Origin of the sequence: Deinococcus yavapaiensis KR-236 (genome assembly GCF_003217515.1) — a bacterium.
Taxonomy (GTDB): Bacteria; Deinococcota; Deinococci; order Deinococcales; family Deinococcaceae; genus Deinococcus_A; species Deinococcus_A yavapaiensis.
This window is the reverse complement of sequence record NZ_QJSX01000012.1, coordinates 97544-122718: the sequence shown is the minus strand read 5'-3', so window position 1 is coordinate 122718 and position 25175 is coordinate 97544. Positions and strand designations below refer to the sequence as shown.

General features: G+C 66.4%; 23 protein-coding genes. 14 read left to right on the top strand and 9 right to left on the bottom strand.

All coding sequences use genetic code 11. The features are described 5' to 3' along the window. Positions 1–81 precede the first annotated feature (81 nt). Together DES52_RS15235 and DES52_RS15230 are read left to right on the top strand one after the other, a co-directional pair. Positions 82–564, top strand: coding sequence for an MOSC domain-containing protein (locus DES52_RS15235; protein WP_110887677.1), 483 nt, complete (start codon positions 82–84; stop codon positions 562–564). Further along, positions 561–1235 carry a tRNA (adenine(22)-N(1))-methyltransferase TrmK gene (locus DES52_RS15230; RefSeq protein ID WP_110887676.1) on the top strand — a complete coding sequence of 225 codons (675 nt, stop codon included), beginning with the start codon at positions 561–563 and terminating at the stop codon, positions 1233–1235. Before DES52_RS15235 ends, DES52_RS15230 begins: the two co-directional genes overlap by 4 nt. Here DES52_RS15230 and DES52_RS15225 read toward each other — a convergent pair. Further along, positions 1216–3558, bottom strand: a complete 2343-nt coding sequence (locus DES52_RS15225) for a penicillin acylase family protein (protein ID WP_110887675.1) — start codon at positions 3556–3558, stop codon at positions 1216–1218. The genes DES52_RS15230 and DES52_RS15225 overlap by 20 nt on opposite strands. A 282-nt stretch (positions 3559–3840) precedes the next feature. Here DES52_RS15225 and DES52_RS15220 point away from each other — a divergent pair, with 282 nt between their 5' ends. The 11 genes from DES52_RS15220 (at position 3841) to DES52_RS15165 (ending at position 15652) form a co-directional block, all read left to right on the top strand. Continuing rightward, the gene (locus tag DES52_RS15220) at positions 3841–7311 is read left to right on the top strand and encodes a TSCPD domain-containing protein (protein WP_110887674.1); all 3471 of its coding nucleotides are present in this window, start codon (positions 3841–3843) and stop codon (positions 7309–7311) included. A gap of 254 nt (positions 7312–7565) precedes the next feature. Next, complete coding sequence (locus DES52_RS15215; RefSeq protein ID WP_110887673.1) at positions 7566–8534, top strand: SRPBCC family protein; 969 nt, start codon at positions 7566–7568, stop codon at positions 8532–8534. A gap of 56 nt (positions 8535–8590) precedes the next feature. Further along, positions 8591–8791, top strand: a complete 201-nt coding sequence (locus DES52_RS15210; RefSeq protein WP_146237313.1) for a hypothetical protein — start codon at positions 8591–8593, stop codon at positions 8789–8791. 122 nt (positions 8792–8913) lie between these two features. Beyond that, positions 8914–9354, top strand: coding sequence for a preQ(1) synthase (gene queF / locus DES52_RS15205; RefSeq protein WP_110887671.1), 441 nt, complete (start codon positions 8914–8916; stop codon positions 9352–9354). Positions 9355–9356: 2 nt separating this feature from the next. Beyond that, the gene (locus DES52_RS15200) at positions 9357–9767 is read left to right on the top strand and encodes a 6-pyruvoyl trahydropterin synthase family protein (RefSeq protein WP_110887670.1); all 411 of its coding nucleotides are present in this window, start codon (positions 9357–9359) and stop codon (positions 9765–9767) included. Beyond that, positions 9764–10456 carry a 7-carboxy-7-deazaguanine synthase QueE gene (locus tag DES52_RS15195; protein WP_110887669.1) on the top strand — a complete coding sequence of 231 codons (693 nt, stop codon included), beginning with the start codon at positions 9764–9766 and terminating at the stop codon, positions 10454–10456. The genes DES52_RS15200 and DES52_RS15195 overlap by 4 nt, the downstream gene beginning before the upstream one ends. A gap of 2 nt (positions 10457–10458) precedes the next feature. Further along, complete coding sequence (gene queC / locus DES52_RS15190; RefSeq protein ID WP_110887668.1) at positions 10459–11151, top strand: 7-cyano-7-deazaguanine synthase QueC; 693 nt, start codon at positions 10459–10461, stop codon at positions 11149–11151. Positions 11152–11253: 102 nt separating this feature from the next. After that, positions 11254–12093 (top strand): SDR family NAD(P)-dependent oxidoreductase, encoded by an 840-nt coding sequence (locus tag DES52_RS15185; RefSeq protein WP_110887729.1) that lies wholly within the window; start codon positions 11254–11256, stop codon positions 12091–12093. Positions 12094–12097: 4 nt separating this feature from the next. Further along, positions 12098–12427, top strand: a complete 330-nt coding sequence (gene yidD / locus DES52_RS15180; RefSeq protein WP_110887667.1) for a membrane protein insertion efficiency factor YidD — start codon at positions 12098–12100, stop codon at positions 12425–12427. Positions 12428–12905: 478 nt separating this feature from the next. Continuing rightward, on the top strand, positions 12906–15167 hold the full coding sequence (locus DES52_RS15170) for a xanthine dehydrogenase family protein molybdopterin-binding subunit (RefSeq protein WP_110887665.1): 2262 nt from the start codon (positions 12906–12908) through the stop codon (positions 15165–15167). Beyond that, positions 15164–15652: an aminoacyl-tRNA deacylase gene (locus DES52_RS15165; protein ID WP_211317935.1), complete on the top strand. Its 489-nt coding sequence runs from the start codon at positions 15164–15166 to the stop codon at positions 15650–15652. The genes DES52_RS15170 and DES52_RS15165 overlap by 4 nt, the downstream gene beginning before the upstream one ends. A gap of 96 nt (positions 15653–15748) precedes the next feature. On the opposite strand, the gene nagZ is transcribed toward DES52_RS15165, so the two are convergent. From nagZ to DES52_RS15145, 4 genes are all read right to left on the bottom strand, one after another. Beyond that, positions 15749–17287: a beta-N-acetylhexosaminidase gene (gene nagZ / locus DES52_RS15160; protein ID WP_110887664.1), complete on the bottom strand. Its 1539-nt coding sequence runs from the start codon at positions 17285–17287 to the stop codon at positions 15749–15751. After that, positions 17284–18327, bottom strand: a complete 1044-nt coding sequence (locus DES52_RS15155; RefSeq protein WP_110887663.1) for an SIS domain-containing protein — start codon at positions 18325–18327, stop codon at positions 17284–17286. The genes nagZ and DES52_RS15155 overlap by 4 nt, the downstream gene beginning before the upstream one ends. A gap of 36 nt (positions 18328–18363) precedes the next feature. Then, a complete protein-coding gene (locus DES52_RS15150) occupies positions 18364–19224 on the bottom strand; it encodes a MurR/RpiR family transcriptional regulator (RefSeq protein ID WP_245901042.1) in 861 nt (286 codons plus the stop codon). Between the two features lie 125 nt (positions 19225–19349). Then, entirely contained in the window at positions 19350–21224 is a 1875-nt protein-coding gene (locus tag DES52_RS15145; RefSeq protein WP_110887661.1) for a cupin domain-containing protein, read from the bottom strand. Positions 21225–21597: 373 nt separating this feature from the next. Here DES52_RS15145 and DES52_RS15140 point away from each other — a divergent pair, with 373 nt between their 5' ends. After that, a complete protein-coding gene (locus DES52_RS15140) occupies positions 21598–23286 on the top strand; it encodes a M14 family metallopeptidase (protein WP_110887660.1) in 1689 nt (562 codons plus the stop codon). An 84-nt stretch (positions 23287–23370) separates the two neighbouring features. Here DES52_RS15140 and DES52_RS15135 read toward each other — a convergent pair whose 3' ends face one another. From DES52_RS15135 to DES52_RS15120, 4 genes are all read right to left on the bottom strand, one after another. Next, entirely contained in the window at positions 23371–23829 is a 459-nt protein-coding gene (locus tag DES52_RS15135) for a hypothetical protein (protein WP_110887659.1), read from the bottom strand. Continuing rightward, complete coding sequence (locus DES52_RS15130) at positions 23826–24038, bottom strand: hypothetical protein (RefSeq protein WP_110887658.1); 213 nt, start codon at positions 24036–24038, stop codon at positions 23826–23828. The genes DES52_RS15135 and DES52_RS15130 overlap by 4 nt, the downstream gene beginning before the upstream one ends. After that, entirely contained in the window at positions 24035–24232 is a 198-nt protein-coding gene (locus DES52_RS15125) for a hypothetical protein (protein WP_110887657.1), read from the bottom strand. The genes DES52_RS15130 and DES52_RS15125 overlap by 4 nt, the downstream gene beginning before the upstream one ends. A gap of 391 nt (positions 24233–24623) precedes the next feature. Continuing rightward, on the bottom strand, positions 24624–25121 hold the full coding sequence (locus DES52_RS15120) for a hypothetical protein (RefSeq protein ID WP_110887656.1): 498 nt from the start codon (positions 25119–25121) through the stop codon (positions 24624–24626). Positions 25122–25175: the final 54 nt, after the last annotated feature.

Here is a 25175-nt window from a genome sequence, read left to right as displayed (position 1 = left end):
TCAGGAAGCCCGTGAAGGCCCCGCGAAGCGGCGAAACGAGGATCACATACCCCCCGGGCGTTCCATGCGATTCTGACGCGCGTGAAGACGATGCGAGACCTCATGACGACCTTGCCGAGAGCGGGCAGGATCGAGCGCGTTCTCGTGCGAACGCGCCACCGAGGACCCATGCGCGACGTCCCTGAGACGCAAGCCATCGTCGGCGTCGGTCTCCACGGCGACCACCGCGACGCGAAGACGCCCAGCGACGCCAAACGGCAAGTGACCCTCATTCAAGCCGAGCACTTCCCCGTCATGATCGCCCTCGCGGCGCGGGACGTGACGCCCGAGGACTTGCGGCGCAACCTCGTCGTGTCGGGTATCAACTTGTTGGCCCTCAAGGACGAACGGTTTTACGTCGGAAGCGTCTTGCTGCAAGGAACGGGGCCGTGCCATCCGTGCTCCAGGATGGAAGAAAACCTCGGCGAGGGCGGCTACAACGTCGTTCGAGGCCATGGCGGCATCACGGCCCGCGTCCTCGAAGGCGGCGTGCTTCGCGTCGGGGACGTGGTGCGGCCCGCGTGAAGCTCGAAGCTCGCCTCGAAGCGGCCTTGTCCTTCATCCGAGCCGACGTTCACGTCGACATCGGTTCGGATCACGCGCGCCTTCCGATCGAACTCGTGCGACGCGACCGCGTGAAGCGCTGCGTCATCGTCGAAAAGAACGAGACGCCGTTCGCCCTCGCGCGCCGTCACGTCGTGAAGACGCGGCTGGAAGACCGAGTGGACGTTCGGCTCGGTGACGGCTTCGATCCCGTCTCGGTCGGCGAGGTCGAAAGCGCGAGCATGACGGGTCTCGGCGTGCGCACGATGCTCGGCGTGCTGGACAGGGGAGGGCCGAGGGTGCCGCCTCGCCTCGTCGTGCAACCCAACGACGATTCCGGCCTTCTGCGGCAGTGGGCGCGGGCGAACGGGTATCACGTCGCGGACGAGGCGCTCGCCGAGGGGTTTTGGCGCTATCCCATCGTGTCGCTGACGCGTGGCGGGGGAGAAGACCCCGCGTACGACGGCCTTCCGCTCGACCTCGCCGTGAAGTGGGGTCCGCACCTCCTCAGGAAGCGGGACCCCGCGCTACGCGCCGTGCTGCTTTCGGACTTGCGGCGCCTCGAACCTGCCCGCCGCTTCGCCCGCCCCGAGGTGCTGCGAGACCTCGACCTCGTGGAGCGGGCGCTGGCGTTCACTTCGGCCGAAGCGTGAGAACTTGCGTGCGGCCCCAGTCTTGCTCGTTCGTGCTCATCGGCAGGTACTTCCCGTCGCGCCACAACGCCTGCTGATCGTCGTAGCGCGCGTCGAGCGGATTGCCCGACTGACCGAGCGTGCCGACGAAGCGACTGGCGTTCATGTCGGCGAGATCGACGACGTGACGGTAACTCGGCGCGTTCGTCTGCGAGAACGTGTCGAGGTCGTAACTGCCGACGTTCACCGTGGAAAGGCCGCCCGCCGAGGCGATCGAGCGATTCCAAATCCAATTGACGGCCTTCACGCCGCCGAGCGCGCGGTGGTTGCTCGCCGTCTTGTGCAGACGTTCCCAGCGCCACCCGCTCACGTCGGGGCCGAGTTGCTTGGCGAGCTTGGCGGTCGCGCGTTGCAGCGTCACGGCCAGCCAGTCTTCGCACGACGTCACCGTCTGCGCCGCTCGGCAGTAAGGCCCGTCTTTTTGCAGTTGCGTCAAGAGGAACGCCGGAGAGTTCCAGTGCCCGTCTTGGCGCAACTCGTCCATCGGCATCGTGGACAATTCCGAGTACCACGCGGCGAACACGCTGCTGCCGACCGAGTCGAGCGTTTGCCGTCCGTTCCAGCTTCGCAGCGCGTTCAGCGCCGACTTCGAGACGTCGTCTTTCGGCGTCGTCTTCAGCAAGGCGTCCTTGAAGTCCGCCCACAGCAAGCTTTGCACGTCGTATTGCGCGGCCTGCATGTCGGTCACGGTGAGGCCAACCTTGTCCTTCACAAGTTGCAGGATGCGCTGAGCGCGGTACGGCGCGGCCCACATCGAATCGTTCGCGAGCAGGTACGGATACGAATCGGGGACCGCCTTGTTGTTCGCCGTGACGATGAGCCCCTCGGGCGGGTTGTACACGTACGGCAAGTCGTCGAACGCCACGTAACCCGTCCAGCGCTTCGAACCGTCGCCGGTCACGGGCAGACGACCGTCCCAGCCGTCGCGCACGGGAATCTTGCCGGGCGCGATGTAGCCGATGTTGCCGCTCACGTCGGCGTACACGAAGTTTTGCATCGGCGCGACGAAAGACCGAAGCGCCGTTCGGAAGTCTTGCCAGTCGCGCGCGTAGTTCAAACCCAAGAACGCGTCGAGGGTCGTATCACCGGGATCGAGCGCGGGCCAACGAAGCGCCACTCGCTGGCGCGTCACGCCGCCCACCCCCGTGATGATCGGGCCGAAGGTGCTTTCTTGCACGGTGAGGCGCACGTCGGGCTTGCCGCTGACCTTGATGACTTCCTCGCGGCTCTTGACCTTGGCGTTCTCGGGCAGCACGAAAAGGTCTTGAACGTCGGGTCCGGTGTTCGTCACGCCCCACGCGACGCGCTCGGTGCGCCCGATCACGACGCCGGGCAAGCCGGGAATCGTCGCGCCGATGACGTGGAGGGTCGGACCTTTCAGCTCGGCGAGGTACCACAGCATCGGCGCCGAGAGGCCGAGGTGCGGATCGTCGGCGAGCAGAGGTTTGCCGCTCTTCGTGAAGCGGCCCGAGATCACCCAGTTGTTGCTGCCCTTGTCCGGGTCGGGCCGAAAGCCGAGACCGTGCGCGACGTCGAGCTGAGCGCGCAGCGCGGCGCGCGTCGCGGGCAGCAAGGCCGAGGAGGTGGAAGGCGCGACGCGCGCCGAGTTGCCGTGCTGCAAGTCGACCGCGCTGAGAATCGTCGGGCCGTCCTTCGGATAGGCGGGGTAGAGGAGGGGAACTTGGTCCTTGCCGAGCTTCTCGGCGACGTCCTGCCCGCCGAGTTCCTCTTCCCAGTTTCCGCCGAGGTCGAAGGCCATGAGCTTCGACCACACGAGCGAGTCGACGTCCGTCCACGTCTCGGGCTCGAAGCGCAGCAAACGAAACTCCAGCGGGCGCTTGCCTTGCGCGATGCCCGCGTTCACGCCCGCCGTGTAAGCCGTGAGCAGGCGTCGCGTGCGTGCGCTCAAGGCGGGCAACGCTTGGCGCGCCGCGCGGTAAAAGCCCCAGGTGCGTAAAAACTTGTCCTGTTCCACGGCGGCGGATCCCAGCACCTCGCTGAGGCGACCGGCGCCGACGCGCCTTTGGAATTCCATCTGCCACAAGCGGTCTTGAGCGTGGACGAAGCCGAGGCCGAACAAGGCGTCCTCGTCGCTCGCCGTCGCGACGATGTGGGGAACGCCGTGCACGTCGCGCGTGATGGTGACGGGACCGCTCGGGCCCGACACACGAACCGTGCCTGTCGTTCGCGGCGCGGCCGTGAACGACACGAAGAGAAACGCGGCGACCGCCGCGAGGACGATGAGGCCCAGCAGTGAGCCGAGCACACGAAGCAAGAGACGCAAGAACGACCTCCCAATCTTGAACTGAAGGTCAGTGTAGCGCGCTTCTCATTTGGTGGAACGGTTCGGGCGGGTGTGCTTTAATACCCTCGCTTCAAGCTCATCGCTCGCTCAGCTTCCATAGAGGAGCTGCCGCTTCCTGTCAAGATCTTGTATCGAGACGGCCAAACAGGTACAACATATGCCTAAAGCGAGCGAGCTTCGTCGTCCACTCGTCGTGCCACCCCATCCAGCCCCTCTCCCGCCGATTTCGCCGGGAACCCCAGCCCATTGTCAAGGAGCTCCATGACCACGCCCCTCGAACGCATCAGCCTTCCCAACTTCGACGAGAACGCCCATCACATCGCCAAACGCCAGTACATGCAACCGAGCGACGGCGACATCGCCGGGCTGTTCTCACGCGTCGCGAACTGGGTGGCGAGCGCCGAGGAGGCGGGCGTACGCGAGGTGTGGACCCGCGCCTTCTTCGATCTCATGGCCGACAAGAAGTTCTGCCCCGGCGGACGCGTCCTGGCGGGAGCGGGCACGCAGCACGGCAACGTGCTCAACTGCTTCGTTCAAGGCGCGACCGACCACGACCCGTCCTCGTTCGAAGGCGTCATGGAAGTCGCCAAGAAGCTCGCGCTCGTCACGAAGGTCGGCGGCGGCAACGGCGTGAACCTCGACGTGTACCGCCCGCGCGCCGTCACGTCCCGCCCTGACGCGGGCGTGCGCGGCTGGGCGTACATGAGCGCCTCGCATCCCGACGTCACCGACTTCATCGAAGGCATGATGCGTCCGCCCACGCAACCCGACGGCGACAAGCAGCCCACGAGCTTGCGCAATTGGACGCGCGTCGTGTACGGCGCCGTCATCGCGCCCGACCTCGTCGCCCTCGCCCGGCAAAACGGCGTGCAGATCGTCCGCGCCCTGCCCGAAGGCGTGCACGGCGTTCCCGACGACATGGGCGGCATCGTCGACGCCGCGCGCGCCGTTTCCGAGAACGCCAAGCTCGGCTTGGAGCCGCGCATCGATCTCAGCGCCATGCGGCCCGAAGGCGCTCCCATCAAAGGCTCCGGCGGCACCAGCAGCGGCCCCGTGTCCTTCCTTGTCGAGATCTTCGACAACTTCTTGGAGTGGGCCAACCGAGGCGGCGAGGAAAGCGGTCCCGTCAACACCCTGCGCTTCGTGTACGCGCCCGTGCTGAGGGTCGTGCGTCAAGGCGGCACGCGGCGCGGCGCGGGCATGGCCACCATCGACATCGCCCACCCGGACGTCCTCGACTTCCTCACCGCCAAGGACCTCGACCGCGAAGCCGCCGAGGGCGACATCTCCACCTTCAACATCTCGATTCTCGTGTCCGATAAGTTCTGGGAAACGCTGCAAGCCGACGGCTTGTGGAGCATCGCCGCGCAGGAAGTGCCCGGCAAGTACTACCTGGAGCCGCAAAAGGGCAAGTACACGGGCAAGCTGCCCGAACTGCACGACCGCGCCGAGGACGGCGCGCGCGGCGTGCCCCTGTTCAAGACCAAAGACGGCAAGGACGGCATTCCCGCCAAGTGGCTGTGGGAGGAAATCGCCAAGCACGCGTGGAGCACGGGCGAGCCCGGCCTGATCTTCGCCGATCGCATCAACGAGCTCTCGGCCCTCAAGAACCTCGGCGAGCGATACGAAATCCGCTCTACCAATCCGTGCTTCGCGGCGGGAACGATGGTCCTGACGGACGAGGGAACGTTTCCGATCGAGATGCTGACCGGGCAGTTCGTGCGCGTCTGGACGGGCACGCACTGGGCACAAACGAAGTTCGACGTGACGGGCCGTCACGCGAACGTCAAGAAGTTGACGCTGTCGGGCGGCGTGGAAATCGTCGCGACGCCGTACCACACCTTCATCCTCGCCGACGGAGAGCGGGTAGCCCTCGACGAGCTGCGCGTCGGAGACGAGCTGGCGACCGTGCGGCGCGTGCCTAACTTGCAAGCGCAAGTCGTGGCGATGGGACGCGGCGGCGAAGTGCACGACGTGCCGCCCCTCACCTTGGCAGGGAACGTCGAAGGCAACTACACCGTGCTCGCGCTCGAAAGTGCGGGCGCCGAGGAGTACGTGTACTGCTGCAACGTGCCCGTCGAGCACACGTTCACGCTCGCGTGCGGCCTGCTCGTCGGCAACTGCGGTGAGATTCCGCTCACCGTCGGCGAGCCGTGCGACCTCGGCGCGATCAACCTCGCGGCGTACGTCAAGGGCAGCACCTTCGACTTCGACGAGTTCCGCGCGGACGTGAGGACGTGCGTGCGCTTCCTCGACGACGTGCTGGACGTCAACGTCTTCGCGTTGGAGGACAACCGCGAAGCGTCGCAGTCGCTGCGTCGCCTCGGGCTCGGCGTGATGGGCCTCGCCGACTGCCTTATCAAAATGGGCTTGCGCTACGACTCGGAAGCGGGCCGCGAAGCCATCTACGAGATCATGGGCGCGTTGCGCGAAGAGGCCATCTCGGAGTCCGAGCGTCTCGGGCACGAGCGCGGCGTGTACCGCGTCTACACCGACAACGCCGACAAGATCCCGCACGCGCCGCGCCGCAACGTCGCCGTGCTGACCGTCGCGCCGACGGGCACGACGTCGATGCTGATGGGCGTGTCGAGCGGCATCGAGCCGGTGTTCAGCCCGTTCATCTGGCGCAAGATCGGCAGCGAGTACCGCGCCCTGCTGCACCCGCTGTTCGTGGAACTCCTCGAGACGTACCCGCCCGCGCGCAACATGGAAAAGGACGGCTCGTGGGATTGGGACCGCGTGACGGACGCCGTGAGCGGCAACCACGGCAGCCTCGTCGGCCTCGACTTCATTCCGGCGGCTCTTCAACAGGTGTTCGTGTGCGCCCACGACATCAAGCCCGTCGATCACGTGCGCATGCAAGGCGTCGTGCAGCGCGCCTTCGACGCCCAGGGCTACGCCGCCAACTCGCTCAGCAAGACCATCAACTTGCCCAACGAGGCGACCGTGCAAGACGTGCAAGACGCGTACACGGAAGCGTACAAGACGGGCTGCAAGGGCATCACCGTGTACCGTGACGGCAGCCGTCAATTCCAAGTGCTGTCCACGAGCAAGAAGAAGAAGGACGAGAAGAAGTCGGAAGCCGTGAGCGCCGCGGGCGCCGAAGTGCTCGGCGAGGCGACCGCGACGCCCGAGCCGGTCAAGAGCGAGGTGAAGACGGACGTGAAACCTTCCCAACCCCAAGCGCCTACCTTCAAGCCCGGCAAGCCGGTCTACGAGCGTCCCGCGCGCCTCAGCGGCATCACCGACATGGTGAAGCTCACCGACCCGACGAGCGGACACCGCCGCTCCTTCCTCGTGACGGTGAACTGCATCGAGAACACTCCCATCGAAGTCATGGTGATCTCGGGCCGCGCGGGCGACGAGGCGAACGCCGATTCCGAAGCGCTCGGCCGCGTTGTGAGCATCGCGCTGCAGTACGGCGTGCCCGCCGACGCGCTCGTGAAGACGCTGCGCGGCATCAACGGCGGCCTGTACGGCTCGTACAACGGGCGCCTCGTGGGCTCGAAGGCCGACCTCATCGCCGTGGCCCTGGAGACGTTCAGCCAAGGCAAAAACGCGGCGAACCTGCCCCCCGTCGCGGGCGGCAGCGGTGAAGCGCCAATCGCCGAGGTGGTGTCGGCGGAAGCGGCGGCGGGCGGCGCGAAGTGCCCCGTGTGCGAATCGCAAGCCCTCGTGCGCGAGGAAGGCTGCATCAAGTGCCAAGCATGCGGTTACAGCAAGTGCGGCTGAATTTCGGGCTGCATACGTTGACGCACGACGAATAACACGGTATCCTTTTCTTATCAGCGGTCGAAAGACCGCTTTTTTCGTTTTTCGCTCGACGCCTCGACGGATTGATCCTTCCCGCGTCACCGCGCTTGTCGTGCGAGCCTTCGCGGGTGAACTCGGGCTCCCGAGGCGCGCTCGATCGGGGGAACGGGCAGGAGGAACTTCGTTCGAGCCATCTCCTTTTCCGCCCAAGCCTTTGGACGTTACGCTGAGCCATGAGGCAAGAACGACGCAACACTTGGATCGTCACGGTCGTCGGCGCGGTCGTCGGAGTCGCGTACGGCCTCACCGCCTACGCTCTGTTCGATCGTGCGGGCGACCTCATGATCTGGTCGTTCCTGCTGCTCGTGCCCTTCGCGCTCGGCGTGACCTCGGGCGCCCTGACGCGGCGCGAGGAGGGATTCGGAACGGTCGCCCTGCGGGTGCTGCTGTCGGTCATGACCTTCGCGCTCACCGCCCTCCTGCTCGCTTGGGAAGGGTTGATCTGCCTCGTGTTCGCCCTGCCGATCTTGTACCTCGCCGCGTTCGTCGGAGGCGGCCTCGGCTTTCTCTTGCGAGGACGGTCCACGAAAGTCGGCGCGGTGATGCTCGCGCTCGCCGTGCCGTACGTCGCCGCGCCGCTCGAACGCGCCCGCTCGGTCGACGCGACGTACCGAACCACTCAAAACAGCGTCGTCATCCAAGCCACGCCCGCGGACGTGTGGCGTCAAATCCAAAGCGTTCCTCGAATTCGCGACGACGAATTCACGCCGAGCTGGTCGCACGCGATCGGGTTGCCGCGTCCGGTGGCGGCCGTTTTGGACCGCGCGGGGGTGGGCGGGGTGCGCACCGCCACCTTCGCGGACGGCTTGAGCTTTCGGGAGACCGTGACTGTGTGGGAGCCGGGCCGAAGTCTCGCCTTTCGTATCGAGGCGCGCGATCCGGGCCGACTCGATCGGCACGTCCGCGTGGGCGGCGAGACGTTCGATGTCGTGTCCGGACGCTACGACATCGAGAGCCTCGGGAACGGCCTCGTGCTGCTGCACCTCACGAGTACGCAACGCGTTCACTCGCACGTGGGCCGCTACGTGGGCTGGGCCGTGAACGCCATCATGAGCGACTTGCAGCAAAGCATCCTGAACGTCGTTCGCAAGCGAGCGCAAAGCGAGCCGGGCATGACGAGGAGTCGCGCGTTCATAGAGTGAATCGATGCAAAGCCGATCATCACGCGCTCGCCGCCCCGTCCCCCTATGGTCTGGTCATGCCGCACGAGAACGAACAAGACGAGACGAGCGAAGCCGCCCTCTTGACGGGAAAGCACGCGCGCAACTGGACGCCCGAGACGTCGAAGAAGGTCGCGGAGGAACTCCAAGACCTCGGCGAGACACAAGGCGGCGACGTCGCCATCGAACACGCCGACAAGACCAAAGTCCCGGAGGGCAAACCGTCCAAACCGGCGTGATCACACCTCCCTCCGACTCGGCGCGTACACAATTCGGTGCGCCGCGAGCGCTAGAATCACCGGCGGATCGGCCTGTTTTGCTGATCTGGCGGTGACATGCCGCCGAGAAGGAGACCCTACAAATGACTACGCAGGAAGCGCCCGCTCAGGGCTTCGCGCGCCGTTACGACGTGCAAGGCCTCGACGCCATCGACACCCAAGTCCTCGACACCTTCGAGCACGTCCGCGAAGACGACCTCTCGCCCTACCCCGGCGAACCCATCGAGATCGTCATCGCCACCGACGAGTTCAGCCCCGTCTGCCCGTGGAGCGGTCTGCCCGACTTCGGCAAGCTCGAGATTCGCTACGTGCCGCGCGACAAGTGCGTGGAGCTCAAGAGCTTGAAGTACTACCTCACGAGCTACCGTTTCGTCGGCATCTACCACGAGCACGCCACGCGCCGCGTCCTCGCCGACCTCGTGAAACTCCTCGATCCGCTGAGCATGACGGTCACCGCCGACTACGGCGTGCGCGGCGGCATCAACACCGTCGTCACGGCGAAGTACACGGCGCCCGGGAAGTAAACGTGCCTTGGAAGTTAACGACGGAGTTCACGTTCGACTCCGCGCACACCATCACCGGGTACGACGGTCCCTGCGGTCGCTTGCACGGCCACACCTACCGCGTGCGCATAGAACTGCAATCGGACCGCCTCAGACCGAGCGCGCACGTCAAGCGCAACATCATGGTCGCCGACTTCAAGACCCTCAAGTGGCCGAAGAAGGACGTTGACGCGGGCGGTCTCGACCACGCGTACCTCAACGATCTGCCCGCCCTCGGCGACGACACCACCGCTGAAGTCATCGCCGCCTTCATCCACCACGAGACGATGCGCCGCGTGCGCTTCGACTTGCCCGAAGGAGACGACGGCGCCGACCTTCGCCTCAAGGTCACGGTGTGGGAAACGCCGGATTCCGCGTGCGAGTACTGGGAATGAAGTTACCCGTCTACGAACGCTTCTACACCTGGCAAGGCGAAGGCGTGCATTTAGGTCGCGCGGCGTACTTCGTGCGCCTCTACGGCTGCCCGCAAGCCTGCCCGTGGTGTGACAGTGCGGGCACGTGGCACAAAGACTACCGGCCGCAAGGCGTGGTGCTCATGGCGCCTCGGGAGATCGCGGGGTGCGTCGAGCAGGACAGCCCTCCCGGGGCGGTCGTCGTGGTTACCGGTGGAGAGCCGATTCTCTTCGACCTGACCGAGCTCGTGCGCGAACTGCACGCGCTCGGCCGCCGAGTGCACTTGGAGACGAGCGGCATCGCCGAGCTTCGCGGTGATCTCGATTGGGTGACGCTCTCGCCCAAACCCTTCGGGCAGCTTCCCGTGCGCTCGGTGGTCGCTCGTGCGGACGAGGTGAAGATCATCGTGCACGACGTTTCCGACATCAAGGCGGGCCTCGACACCCTCGAAGGGTTGCGGGATGACGCGGTGATCTGGCTGCACCCCGAGTGGAGCAAAGCCCGCGAACGTGACGCGGCGGTGCTCAACGCCATCACCGAAGCCGTGAAAGCGAATCCTCGCCTTCGAGCCGGGTACCAGATGCACAAGCTCTACCGCGCCGACGACCTCGACGCGCACAGCGACAAGCGCCTCATCCCGCTCGGCGGGAACGTGGAATTGGGGTACTGAACATGACCGCACCGAAACGCGCCGTCGTCCTGCTGTCCGGTGGGCTGGACTCCAGCACCACCCTCGCCATCGCCACGAAGCGCGACGGGTACGACGTCACCGCCCTGTCCTTTCGCTACGGACAACGTCACACGATCGAACTCGAGCGCGCCGCGAGCATCGCCCGGTTGTTCGGCGCTCGGCACCGGGTCGTGGACGTGAACATCAGCTCGTGGGGTGGCAGCGCCCTCACCGACGAGCGCATTGACGTGCCCACCGGAGGGACGGAGGAAGGCGTGATTCCACAGACGTACGTGCCGGGACGCAACACCGTCTTCATCGCCGTGGGATTGAGCCTCGCCGAGGCGATCGACGCGGACGCGATCTACCTGGGCATCAACGCGGTGGATTACAGCGGCTACCCGGACTGCCGCCCCGAGTACCTCGAGGCGTTCCAGAAGCTCGCGGACCTCGCGACGAAGGCGGGCTTGGAAGGTCGAGGCGCGAAGCTGGTGGCGCCCCTCGTCTTGATGACGAAGACGGACATCGTCAAGACGGCCTTGGAACTTGGCGTGCCGATTGTGGAGACGTGGTCGTGCTATCAGGGCGGCGAGGAACCGTGCGGGGTGTGCGATTCGTGCCGTATTCGCGACAAGGCCCTCGTCGAGGCGGGACATCCTGAGCTCGCCACACCAATCGGACGTTCGGCTCGCTGACTCGGGAGGACGCCTGAGTCGTTCGCCGCGTCCTCCTCGAAGATGAAGAACGATCATCCGAAGTCGGAGTCGACCTTCACTCGCCGAGCGTGCAATGTCCCCATGACGGCCGAGGGACAGCAGCAGGACTTGACACCATTGCCCGAACCTCGAGACTTCGGATCGAAGGGACGCTTGGAAGGAGTGGTCGCCGTCGTGACCGGGGCCGACTCGGGCATCGGCCAGGGAACTGCCATCGAGTTCGCTCGCGAAGGAGCGGACGTGGCGATCACGTTCCTGAAGGACCGGGAAGGTGCCGAGCACACGCGCCGCGAAGTCGAGAAGCTCGGACGGCGCGCCGCCGTGATTCATCTCGATCAGCGCGACCCGGCGAGCGTCACGAAGCTGTTCGAGGAAGTGCAAGGATCGCTCGGCACGCCGTTCGTGCTCGTGAACAACGCCGCGTCGAGCGGCCCTCGAAAGGAAGTGGCCGAGACGACGCCCGAGGAGTGGGAGGACGCGCTCCGCGCCGACTTGTTCGGCCCGTTCTACTGCTGCCGGGAATTCATTCGCCTTCGGCGCGCGTCGGGAGGGCGCGGCAAGATCGTGAACGTGACGTCCGTGCACGAGGAGATTCCCTCGAAGGGCGTGGCGGCCTACGACGCGGCGAAAGGTGGGGTGCGTAACCTCACGCGTACGCTCGCGTTGGAACTCGCGCCCGACCGCATCAACGTGAACAACATCGCTCCCGGAATGATTCTCACGCCGATGAATCAGGAAGCGAAGGACGATCCGCAAAAGTACGCGCGGCAAGTGCAGAACATCCCGCTGAAGCGGGCGGGCTTGCCGTGGGAGATCGGTCGGCTCGCCGTGTACCTCGCCTCGCCGGACGCGGACTTCGTTCACGGCGCGACCTTTACCATCGACGGAGGTCAAGAGCAGATGATCGGTCAGGGAGCTTGAAGTCATGACGTCAATCGAACGAACAGCGAACGTGGCGACGCGACTCGTCGTGTCGGGCATCCGAGTCTATCGGCGGCGCTTGTCTCCTTGGAAGGGATTTCGGTGCGCGCACGCCGCGTACTTCGGCGGCGAGTCTTGCTCGGCGGCGGTGCTGCGCCTCGTGGAGACGCACGGTCTCGTCGAAGGATGGCCGAGCGTCCTCGAGCGTTTCGCCGCCTGCCGTGACGCTTACGACCTTCTGGGCAGTCGAGGCGTCACGCAAGACGGCTTTCGCGCTCGCGGCGTGTGCTGCTGCGGTCCCATCCCGATTCCCTTCCGCTGCGGCGTGATTTGAAGAGCCGCCTGCATACCTTGACGAATAGAGAGTCTGGCGGTATCCTATTTTTATCAGCGGCGAAAAGCCGCTTTTTTATTTTCCTTGCCGCGAACGGGTCGTGGAGGCGGCGAAAACGCGCCGAGGACGGGTCGAAGCGCCGCGCTCCACTTCGACTGGCCATGACCGAAACGACTGTCAAGTCCAAGTCAGGCGTTCCGAGCGGGCGAAACCTCGGCGGTGGCATGTGTACCTGGGCGTGGTGCCGAACGAGGTTCGCGGCGCCTTCGAGCACTTTGTCACCGGGAAGGGCAAGGACCGAGGCCGTCGATTCCGGTACCACTTCGAGCCGCTTGCGTCCGTGGAACTCGGCGGACCGCTCAGCGCGGCGCTTTCCCAGCTGCGCGCTCGGGTCGCGCGGTCGTTCGAACGACCGACTTTGCTTCTTGTGGCGGACTAACCTGTAAGATTCGGAAGCACCCAACTTGAGGAGGTTCACGTGACCGGCACGACCCATCTCGGCAAACGCCGCAAATTGATCGAAGGGCCCGAGAAGATAACGGGCCAAGCTCGCTACACCGCCGACTTGACGTTGCCGGGCTTGCTGCACGCCCGTGTCGTCCTGTCTCCTTACCCGCACGCGCGCATTCGAGGCATCGACGTGGAAGCAGCCCTGGGGGTGTCCGGCGTCGTCGCCGTTTTGACGGGACGTGAGTTGAACGGCGGGCACGTCGCCTATTCTCGGCCGAGCTTGCTGCTCGCCGAAGGTGAAGTCGTCTTCGCGGGACAACCCGTGGCGGTCGTCGTGGCAAACACGGAGGCGGCGGCATCGGACGGCGCGAGTCTGCTCGACGTGGACTACGAGGCGCTCGACAGCGTCGATGACGCGGCGCAGGCCGAAGCGGACGAGACGCACGTCTGGCCGCACGGCACGCCGAGCGCGAGCACGAGCCAAGCGAGTCTGCACGGCGCCGAGGCGTCGACCGCGCAGGCGGCGGCGCCCTCGAACGTCGACGAGCGCCGCGTGTTCCAAAGAGGCGACGTGGACGCCGCCCTGCAAGGAGCGCGCGTCGTGATCGACCGCACGTACCTCAACGCGCGCGTGCACCAGGCGTACTTGGAGCCGCACGCGGTCGTCGCGCAACCCGGCGTGCGGGCGGGCGAAGTGACGGTCTACACGAGCACGCAAGGACAGTACGCGGTGCGGTCCGAGGTGGCGAACGCCCTGGGACTTCGCGAGCGTGACGTGCACGTCGTTCCGATGACGGTCGGCGGCGGATTCGGCGCGAAGTACGGCATTCTCGACTCGCTCGTCACGGCGGTCGCGCTGCACCTCGCGCGGCCCGTGCGTTTGGTGTTGACGCGCAGCGAGGACATGCTGACGACCACGCCGACGCCCGAGACGAGCATTCGCGTGCGCATCGGCGCGGACGAGCGTGGGCGCATCGTGGGACTCGACGTGCGGGCCACCATCGAGAACGGCGTGTTCCGCATGGGGCACGCGGGCATCATCGCGACGATCGCGGGCGGAATGTACCGCTGCGAGCACGTGCGTGTCGAGACGGTGGAGCTTCTCACGAACCGTGCGCCCGTCGGAGCATACCGCGCGCCGGGCGTGCCGCAAGCCCTGTTCGCGCTCGAGTCGAGCGTGGACGAGCTCGCGCGCGCCCTGGAAATCGATCCGTTGGAGTTTCGCTTGATGAACGCCGTCGAGGGCGGCGACCTCACGGGGACGGGACGGCCTTGGCCCGACATCGGCCTCAAGGCTTGCTTGGAGCGGGCGCGTGAGCATCCCTTGTGGCAAGCGCGCGGCGACGTGCCGAACGAAGGCGTGGGGCTCGCCGTGGGCGGGTGGCCGGGCGGCTTCTCGCCCGCGGGAGCGGTGTGCCGCGTCGATTCGGACGGCACGGTGCGTTTGCACGTCGGCAGCGTCGATATCAGCGGGGTGCACAGCTCTATGGTGTTGATCGTCGCAGAGACGCTCGGCCTCGACCCCGACAACATCGAGATCGTGCAGGGCACGACCGATAGCGGTCCGTACGCGCCGAACTCGGGCGGCTCGCAAGTCACGATCAGCCTCGGCGGCGCCGTGCTCGACGCGAGTCGGCAGGTGCGCGAGCAACTGCGCGATCTCGCCGCCGCTCACCTCGAGGCACACCGTGACGACGTCGAACTCGTCGAAGGGCGCGCGCGCGTGAAGGGCGTGCCGTCGCGTGAGGTGACCTTCGGGCAGCTCGCGCGGCTCGGCGAGCGCATGCCGGGCGGTCCGGGACCCGTCGTGGCCGAGGGACGCGCGTCTCTCAAGGGCGGCGCGCCGGGATTCACGGCGCACCTCGTGCGTGTTCGCGTCGATCCGGATACCGGCGTCGTCACGCCGCTCGATGCCGTGACGATTCAAGACGTCGGCTTCGCGCTCAATCCGCTGCTCGTGGAAGGGCAAGTGCACGGCGGGACCGCGCAGGCGCTCGGCATCGGGTTGTACGAGGGGTTGCACTTCGAAAGTGGCGCGCCCGCCAACCCGAACTTCTTGGGCTACGTCTTTCCGAGAGCGGCGGACTTGCCGCCGCTGGAAGCGGTGATGGTGGAGCGTCCGTCGGAGCACGGACCGTTCGGGGCGCGCATCGTCGGCGAGCCGCCCATCACGGGTGGAGCGGCGGCCGTCGCGAACGCCGTGCGTGACGCGGTCGGCGTTCGCGTCACGGAGTTGCCGATCACCTCCGAGGCGTTGTGGCGTCTCATGCGCGAGGTGCAAGGCGAGTGACACCGAGCGACACCGCCGTGGATCGCCTCGCCGCCTTCCTGCTCGATCACGGCGTGGCGGGCACCCTCGTCAAGCCGGGCGTACCGACGCCGACCGTCTCGGAGGCGGCGCGGGCGCTCGGCGTGTCGGTCGACCGCATCGTGAAGTCGGTGCTGCTCGTGACGAACGACGGCGCGAGCGTCCTCGTGATCGCGCCCGGCGACCGCCGCGTGGACGTCGAGAAGGTCGCGCGCTTCGTGGGCGCCTCGAAGTTGAAGTTGGGTTCGGCTTCGCAGGTGCTCGAAGCGACGGGCTACCCTGCCGGGGGCGTGCCGCCCGTCGGACATCCGGCGGGCTTGCGGGTGGTGCTGGACGCCTCGCTGCTCGACCGAGACGAACTCGTCGGAGGAGGAGGAAGCGCCGAGTGGTTGCTGCGCTTGACGCCTCGAGAAGTCGTGCGCGTCACGGGCGCCGCCGTGAGCGACGTGTGCCGCCCGGCCGAGTGATCGGCTTCGTGATTGGCTTCGTGCCAGGCGAGCACGTCGATCGAGGTCGGGAAGTTCGGAAGCGGCGCGCTTCTCCTGCGCCCGCGGCCGTTTCGTTCATCGCGCGGGGCTGGGCGTCGCCGGGAGGGTGACGGGCAGGCGGCCCGAGGCGGGCGTACCGAGCAGCACGTTTCGCAAGGCGACGAGGGCGTTGTCGCGAAAGCCGTACGTGACGAGCGCCGGAAGGGGCAGGACCGCGACGTGGTACGGATTCCACAGCGCGAGGTGCAAGGTGGGCACGCCGAGCGAAGCCGTGAGCTTGGCGAGGGTGAGCTCGGCGTCGCTCAATTTCCAGCGTGACGTCGTCGCGAACAGCGTGAAGTCGCACTCGGCCCGCCTTATGTCCTCGTGCGCCGCCTCGGGCCGCTCGGCGTCGTACAGGACGGTTTGGAGGCGCGGAAAGGCGACGCGCAACGTATCGGCGAGGTCGGTGCCGCGCAGGCTGTCGCCGTACGGTCCCCCGACGCCCGATTCGCCGGGAACGACCAGCAGGACGCGGTCGTCCGGTCGAGGGCCCTTCACGGAACCTACCGCCGTGATCGCGCGCCGTGCCGCCTCGCTCGCGAGGGCCTCGTCGCGAATTCGCCGTTCGGCGTCGTACGGTTTGGGCGTGCCCGGAAAGCGCGCCGTCGCTGCTCGCACGCGGCGCAAGGCGCTCGCCGTACGCTCGGGCGTCAAGCGGCCGTCTCGCGCGGCGCGGTGCACGGCGTCCACTTGCCGCACTTGCGCGTCGAGGTCGCCGTGCGTGCACGCGAGGACCATGTCCGCCCCGGCGACGAGGGCGAGGGCGGCGCCTTCGCCGTTCGGGTGACGCTCGGCGATGGCGCGCATGTCCGTCGCGTCCGTCACGACGAGGCCGTCGTATTTCCACTCGTCGCGCAGCAAGCGCGTGAGGATCGTCGGTGACAGCGTCGCGGGGTGTTCGGGATCGAGGTCCGGGTAGAGGATGTGCGCCGTCATGAACGAGCCGACGTTCGAGCGAACCGCCTCGCGAAACGGTCGCCACTCGCACGCTTCGAGTTCGGCGGCGCTCTTGCGCACGACGGGCAGATCGAGGTGGCTGTCGACGCTCGTGTCACCGTGCCCCGGGAAGTGCTTCACGGCGCTCAGCACGCCCGCCGACTCCGATCCGAGCGCCCACGCCACGCCGAGGCGCGCGACGGCCGCCGGGTCCTCGCCGAAGGACCGCTCGCCGATGACGGGGTTGAGCGGGTTGTTGTTCACGTCGAGGACGGGCGCGTAGTTCCAATTGATGCCGTACGCGAGCAAGCCGCGCGCGGCGACCGCGCCGAGCTCGAAGCTGAGGGCGTCGTCGCCGACCGCGCCGATCGCCATCGCGGCGGGCACGAGAGGCCCTTCGAGGAGACGCAGGACCGCGCCGCCTTCCTGATCGACCGCGATCAAGGCGTCCTCGCCGAGCACTTCGCGGATGTCGGTCACGAGGCGGTGAAGTTGTGCGGGCGACGCGATGTTGCGCCGGAACAGGCACACGCCGCCGAAGCGGTGCGTTTCGAAGTGGCGTCGCCAAGTGTCGTCGAGCGTCGGGCCGGGCAAGTCGGCGACGAGCAAGCGGGTGAGCTGGGCGACGTCGGTCATCTCGTCAGCGTGACTTTCTGCAGCGAGGGCGGCGAGTCGGGGTCGAGGCCTCGGGCGAGCGCGAGGTGCGCCGCGAAGAAGTACAAGGCCAGCACCGACGCCAACGGATCGGTGAGCGGATGACCGCTCGGCGGGGTGACGAGGCGCACGGGGCTCGGCAAGGGCACGTCGTCGCCGATCAGCAGGAGTTCGGCGCCCTTCTCGATCAATTGCTCGTACGCGGCGAGCGTGAGGGGCGCGGCGGCGTCGCGCGATTGAAAGGCGACGACGGGAAAGCCCGCCTCGATGACCCGCGTGGGGCCGTGGGCGAACTCCGCGCTGGAGTAGGCTTCGGCGAGCACGCCGCTCGTCTCCTTGAGCTTCAGCGCGCTTTCGAGGGCCACGCCGAAGTGCAGGCCGCGCGCGAGGATCATCATGGAGGTCGCGAATCGGTAGCGTTCGGCGCGGTCGCGGGCGTGCTCTTCGAGGGCGAGGGCGTCGCGCAACACGTCCGGCAGGCGCGTCAAGGCGCCGCGCAGCGACGCGTCGGGTTGAAGGTGCGACAGCAAGTTCAAGCCCGCCGTGAGGCTCGCGACGTAACTTTTCGTCGCCGTCACCGCGCGCTCCTCGGCGGCGTACATCGGCAAGACGAACTCGGCGGCCCGCGCGAGCGGCGAGTCCTCGACGTTGACGATCGCGAGGGTCGTCGCGCCCGCGTGACGCGCGGCTTGTAAGGGTTCCACGACGTCCGGCGAAGCGCCCGATTGAGACACGGCGATCACGAGGGCGCCGTCGAGCTTCAAGGCGCGGCGGTACACGGTCGTCACGGACGGCGCGGCGGCCGACACGGGAAGTCCGAGGTGCGTCTCGATGGAGTACTTGAGAAAGGTCGCCGCGTGGTCGCTCGCGCCTCGCGCGATCGTCACGACGAACCGCGGCGACCGCTCGCGCACGATGTCGGCGAGGCGCTGAATCACCGCTTCTTGCCGTTCGAGCTGTCGAGCGGTCACGTCGGGAATCTCGCGGGCTTCTCGCAGCATCCAAGGATCGGGGTTTGACATGCGGGCTCCTTTCGAGCTTGGTCGAGGTCGGGAGGCTCAGTACTTCTTTTCGGCGATGGACTCGGCCGTCTTGCGAATGGCGTCGTGGGCGCCCGTCGTGCGGGCGGCGACGGAGAGGTACAGCACTTCCACGACGAGCAGTTGGCTGCCGATGCTCGACAAGGCGCCTCCGGCGAGCGGTCCCTCGGGGCTGACGGTGTAGAGGATGTCGGCGGCGTGCTGCGTGACGGGTGAGCTGGCGCGGTTCGTGATGGCGACGGTGTAGACGCCGCTTCGAGCGGCGACCTTGAGGGTTTGGATGGTGTCGATCGTGCTGCCCGAGCGAGTCATGCCGATCAGGACGCCGCTCGGCGGCAAGGTGGCGGCGCTGACGACGGCGATGTGCGGATCGGGGTGGGCGACCGCCGCGATGCCGAGACGCATGAGTTTGTGCGCGAAGAACTGCGCGGCGAAGGCGCTGTTGCCTTGCCCGGTGACGTCGACGCGTGGCGCCCGCACGATGGCGTCGACGACGCGTTCGAGCACTTCGAAGTTGAGGATACGCCGCGTTTCCTCCAGCGCGAGCGTCGCGTGCCGCACGGCGCTCGTGGCGAGGTCGAGAATGCCGTCACCGCTCGGCGCGTCTCGCGGCGTGGCGTGCGCGACGTCGGTCGTGAGGGCGATTTTGAAGGCGTGGAAGCCCGCGAAGCCGATTTTTCGGCACAAGCGGGTGATGGTCGCCTCACCGACGCCCGCGTTGGCGGCGAGTTCGGTGATGGTCTGGTAAATGACCTTGTCGGCGTCGACGAGGATGTGGTCGGCGACGCGCCGAAGGCTCGGCGACAAAAAGTCGCGCTGGGCTTTGAGGCGTCCCATGGCGCCGTTGGGCAGGCTTGGCAAAGTCGGTTCGGTCGTCAAGGGAACCTCGTGGACGCCGTGGGAACGTGCGGCTTCGGTCGTGATCGAAGCTTAAGCCTGAAAATTACTTTTGTCAAAGTGTAAAAGCCTGAAAACGATTACCAAAGCGGGAAGATGCTCGCTGCTTACCAGTCCTCCTCGGGCGGCGGCTCGTGAAAGTCCGTTCGCAGAAAGGCTTTGACGACCTCGCACTCGCCGTCCGCGAGGTTCTCGCACACGTACTCGCCGAACGCAGCCGGAACCACGACGTTGTCGCAAAACTCCAGCGTGAAGCTTCGCGTGGCGTCGGGCTTCGAGCGTATTCGCACGCGCGTTCCTTTCGTGAGGGCCAGGCAATGGAAGAAGTCGTTCGTGCGATCCTCGATTTGCCGCGTGAACTCGAAGCGGTTCACTTGGTACGGCATGCTCGAGTACATCGGAAAGGACACCTCGCGCCACCCTTCTCCTTCGCGCACGACGCTCGGTGGAGCGCGCAACGCCCTCATGACGTCCTGCTTTCGGTTGCGCCGCAGCGTCGCCAAGCCGTGGCGAAGCTGCAACTTCGCGGGCGGGCCCGTCATGTCGTTGGCGCGGTAGTTGAAGTTCGGGCGCACGTAATCGTAGAGGTAGAACGAGTACTCGGTGCTTTCGCGGCTGGGATTCGTGTCGATCTCCAAGATGATTTGCCGCCCGCCCGTGCCGTGCACCGTGCCGGGCGGCAATTGATGCAACTCTCCGGTCGAACTCGGGTGTTCGTACACGAAGCGGCGCCAATCGAACTCCTCTCCCGTCTCGGCGGACCGCACGACTTCGCGCACGTACTGCTCGATGTCGGCTTCGTCACGAAAGCCGTGCATGGTGACCGCGCCCGGATCGGCGCGCACGATGTAGTACGTCTCGTAGCGTCCGAGCGGCTCGTGGAAGTGCTCTCGGCAATACGCGGTGTCAGGATGCAGATGGTGCGGCATGTGCGTCCGCTTGAAGTCCGCGTCGCTTTCCGGGGGAAAGTACCCGTCTTGCATGTAGACGGCCAGCGGAAAGTGGTCGGGGTACGTCTCGTGCGAGTACGCTCCCACGAGGCGAAGCGGCTCGGCGTACAGCACGTTGTGGAAGGGAAGCTGCAGCACCTCGTCGCCCGCCGCCACGAGCAGGTGCGAGTCGCCGACGCTGATCTCGTAATCCCAGCTGGTGTTCGGCAAGCCGTTCACACCGAAGCGCGGCCCGAACTCCGTGCCGCCGAAGGTGCCCGGCATGTAGAACACCTTGCAGACGAAGGGCATGCCCGTCAACGCCGTCATGAGCGAGCGATACGCTTCGGCGGGCACCAGGAGGGGGTCGTGGGCGCGGCAAGCGTCGAGATACCAGTCGAAGGCGCTCAGCACCCGCTTCTTGTGGCGATTCAGCGCCGGATACTCGACGTAGTAGCTTCGCTTCCAAAACGTCGAGCCGGGCGTGTTGCGTCCGATCGGCCGGGTCTCGCCGCGCTCGTCTCGAACGATGAGCTCTTCGCGGGTGAGGTCGAGGTACGCCACGCGGTCGAGCTCATCTCGCCACGCGGGCAGGGCCGCGCCGATTCCGAAGCACACGACGATTCTGCGGCGCCCGACGTCGGCGCGCACTCCACGCAAGTACGCGGTCGTGCGTTCGACCGCGTGGGCGTCAGTCAAGTCGGCCAAGTCGCCGGGGAAGACGCGGCCGAAGCTGGGGTCGTCGGTCAGGAACGGCGCGATCAAGGCGTCGAGCGCCTCCGGGGAACGGTAGACGCCCGTGACGTCCAAGGCGACGACGGACACGCCGGTCGCTTCGATGACCCGGGTGAGTTCACGCACCGGAAAGTCGAAGTCGGTGCCTTTGTACCCGTCGAGAGCGACGACGCACGGTCGCCCGAGCCGTTCGACGTCGTCGAGGAGCGTGCGCGCGATCACATCGAGCGCCTCGACGCCGCGGGCCACGGATTCGGGCCAAGAAGGCGGCAGAGGCGGTCGATTCACGGGGTTGTCGGTCGACGAGTACCAAGCCATGTCAACGGTTCCCGGGCGCGCGGCGATCGAGGTGGCGAACGAAGAAGGGGGCGGTGAACCGATCGGGCATGAGGCCTCCTGAAGGAATCACTTCACCTTACGGGATTCCTCAAAAGTTTTGAAGAATCGACTTCGCATTTTCCGCCGCTCGACGCGCTCACCGACGAGGCGCGAAACACCCACACCAACAGGAGGCCGGGCTCGAAGGAAGGCGGAGAAGAGACTCGCGAACGCCGTTCGCCTCCGCACCGCTCGCGCCGACAACCACGAGCGCGTCGAGGCGGACCCTTCCCTCCACTTCGCCTCCAAGCGCCTCGGTCAAGTTCGCCGCGCACGGTATACTGCCCCGACTTCAATTCATCCTGGAGGGCACGTGCCGCACTTGGACCTCGACCACTTCCACACCTACGACGAACTCACGACGTACCTGCACGAGGTCGTCGCTCAGTACCCGCGCCTCGCCCGACTCGAGAGTATGGGCCGGACGCGAGAGGGACGCGAGTTGTGGGTCATGACCCTCACGAACCTCGACACGGGACCCGACCTCGAAAAGCCCGGCTACTGGATCGACGCGAACATCCACGCGGGCGAAGTCACGGGCGGCGCGACCGCCCTTTACACCATCGACCACCTGACGCGCGGTTACGGTCAAGATCCCCAAGCGACGCGCGTCCTCGATCGTCTCGCCGTGTACGTCGCGCCGCGCCTCAGTCCGGACGGGAGCGAGGCGTACCTCACGACGCCGCGCCTGTTGCGCTCCAACACGACGCCGTATCCGCACGCCGAAGAACGCGACGGCTTGACACCCGAAGACATCGACGGCAACGGCCTCATCTTGGAGATGCGCGTGCCCGACCCCAAGGGTGCTTGGAAGATCAGCGACCGCGACCCGCGGCTGATGCGTCCCCGCGAGCCCTTTGATCTCGAAGGGACCTTCTACCACCGCTACATCGAAGGTCGCCTGCGCGGCTACAACGGCTACACCGTGACGGACGCGCCGCCACGCTACGGCCTCGACCTCAACCGTAACTTTCCGCAAGGTTGGGCGCCCGAAAGCCAGCAGCGCGGCGCGGGCACCTTTCCCTTGAGCGAACCCGAGACGCGCGCCGTCGCGGATTTCCTCAAAGCCCATCCGAACGTGAACGGCGTGCAGTCCTACCACACCTTCAGCGGCGTGATCCTGCGCCCGTCCTCGTCGCAGCCCGACGACGCGTTGCCGACGCACGACTTGAACGTCTTCAAGCGCATCGGGCAGCGCGGCACGGACGTCACGGGTTATCCGCACACGAGCGTCTTCCACGGCTTTCGGTACGACCCCAAGACGGTGCTTTCGGGCGGCTTCTTCGACTGGTTGTACGACGGGCTGGGCATCTTCGCGTTCGCCAACGAGTTGTGGGACGTCGTGTCCGAAGCGGGCGTGAAAAGCCGCGACTTCATCGGGTGGTTTCGCGAGCACCCCGAGGAGGACGACCTCAAGATCCTCGCGTTCAACGACGCGCACGGCCTCGGCGGCTTTCACGACTGGACGCCCTTCGATCACCCGGAACTCGGACGCGTCGAGATCGGCGGATGGGACACGAAGCGCTTTTGGCAAAACGCGCCCGCCGCCTTCTTGCCCGACATCGCCCGCAAGCACACCCTCTTCACCCTCGATCACGCCGAGACATCGCCGAGGCTCCACGTTCGCACGCTCGAGGCCGCGCGTCTCGCGAGCGGCGCGGACGAGGACGGACTCTTCCGAATTTCCGCCGTCGTCGAGAACCTCGGCTACCTCCCGACGTACACGTCTGCCAAGGCGCGCGAGCGCGGCGTCGTTCCACCGATCCGCGTGACGCTCGAACTGCCCGACGGCGCGACGCTCGAAAGCGGCGAACTCGCGCGCGACGTCGGGCACTTGGAGGGACGCAGCGGTGGCGCGCTGCTCTTCGCGGGCGCGGGCGGCTCGACCAATCAAGAGACTCTGGTGCAATGGGTGGTGCGCGCGCCCCTTGGCAAGGACGTCAGCGTCAAGGCTGTCTCGACGCGAGCGGGCGTCGCGCGAGCAACGATTCGCTTGGCTTGATCGCCCGACGCGACGCCGCGACCACGTTCTGACGAGAGCGAGCGGGAACCACAAGGTTCCCGCTCGCTCTTGGCCGTCACGCGCTCAGGAAGCGCGGTGGTAGATCGACAGCAAGCCCACGTACCGACACGTCACGAGGTGATGCCGTTGCAGCAACGCCAAGACGCGGCCCGTCTCGTCCAGCGACAACGACAACTTCGAAGAGATGCGCCGCGCCGTGTCGGCACGCTGAGCGAGGTGCGCGAGAACCGCGAGCGCCTCGCTCGGCAAGTCGGCGATCTCGTCGTCGGACAAGACGCTCGCGACGTGCGAAGAAGACACGTGGTACGCCGTGTACGGCCGCTCCGGAGACAGGGGAGGCTGACGGTGCACCAATCCCTCGGACAGCAGCAGCGTGATCACCGTTTGAAATCGCTTCGGCGACAATCCCGTCACGTCCACGAGTTGCTCTTCGGGCCACGAGTCGCGCATGCCCAGGGTGTCCAGCACGAGACGACGCGCGGCTTCCACGTCGTCGTGCCGCACGCTCGGCCAGGCGCTCACACGTCTCCAAGCGCGAAGCCCGAGGTGGCGTGCCACGAGAAGCGGCCCCGCAAGTACATCGCGTCGAGCGCCACGCGCCCGAACAAGCGAACGACGCGCTCGAACGGCACCTCGGCCGTTTCGCCGCCGTACGCCAAGCGCACGTGCGTCATGCTTCCCGGACGCCACGTGCACTGCACCGCGCGCTCCAAGACGCGAAGCGCGCTCACAATTTGCCCTTGTACGTGGCGAACACCACGGAAGCGCCACCCTCGGTCACGCGTTGCAGGCGCACCACACGGTAGCTGCGGCCACCGTACTGCACGATGTCGTCGAATCGGGCGCTCACGCCCGGCGCGATCGTGAACACGTCTTTCCCGGTTTCGACCGAGTGTCGCTGAACTTGATGAGCTTCGATGATCATGTCACCTCGTGCGGGTCGATCACGACGCCGCGGAATGGAAAATGAAAGCAGTGGAAATCGGTGGTTCGACGATGCCGCAAAGAACAGGCCGGAGGATCCTCGCTCGCCGCTCGACTGGGCCCTGGGCACATTACGTCTCGACGACGTCGGCCACGCGCGAAGGTCCGGCTCGGGCTCCTCGGAGGCAAAGTTCAAGGGCTCCTCGGCGAACTCGACGAGGAGCGATGGGGGAAGAACGTGGCTTGAGTCAAGCGCGCCTCCTTGGCGTCGACTGCGACGGGAAGCGGCGAACGTCACGCGGTCCTGAAGCGGGCTATCAACTAGTTTAACTCGTCGTGAGGCGCCGTAATGTCGCGCGGTCGCCTTTTGACGACCGCGCTCCGAAGAAGCTTCAAGACACGGGACGCAGCGTGACCGTCATGCCGTCCGATCTCTTCATCGTCAACGCCGAGTCGGAAAAGGCGTACGAGAACTGCTCGACTTGCAAGTCCGTGAGGGGCTTGAACGAATTCAAGCTCGGCGCGCACGTGTCCACGACCTTCATCTCTCCGCCCGACGGGTACGTCACGAGCGTCGACTCGTCCGATTCGAACGTTCCCCACTCCGTCGCCGTGAAGCCGTTCGTACATCCGTAATTGCTGTGATAGCTCTGGAACATCTTGACGTACGTGCCGTTCGACGCGAACTGGTACAGCAAACCGGCTCCGTTCGGGATGCCGACGCGTCCGGTCACGGAATCGTAGGGCGCGCTCAAGCCGCCCGATCCCGCGAACCACGCGCTGACTTTCACGCCCGCTCCCCACGACGGCGCGGCGGCCTGAGCGGCCGTGGACACGCCGAACAACAACGCCAACGAAAACAAGAGCTTGCGGCCCGAGCTTGAATTCATACGGGACATACCGACCTCCGTCCAAGGAGCCGCTTCGTCACGGCCTCTCCTCGG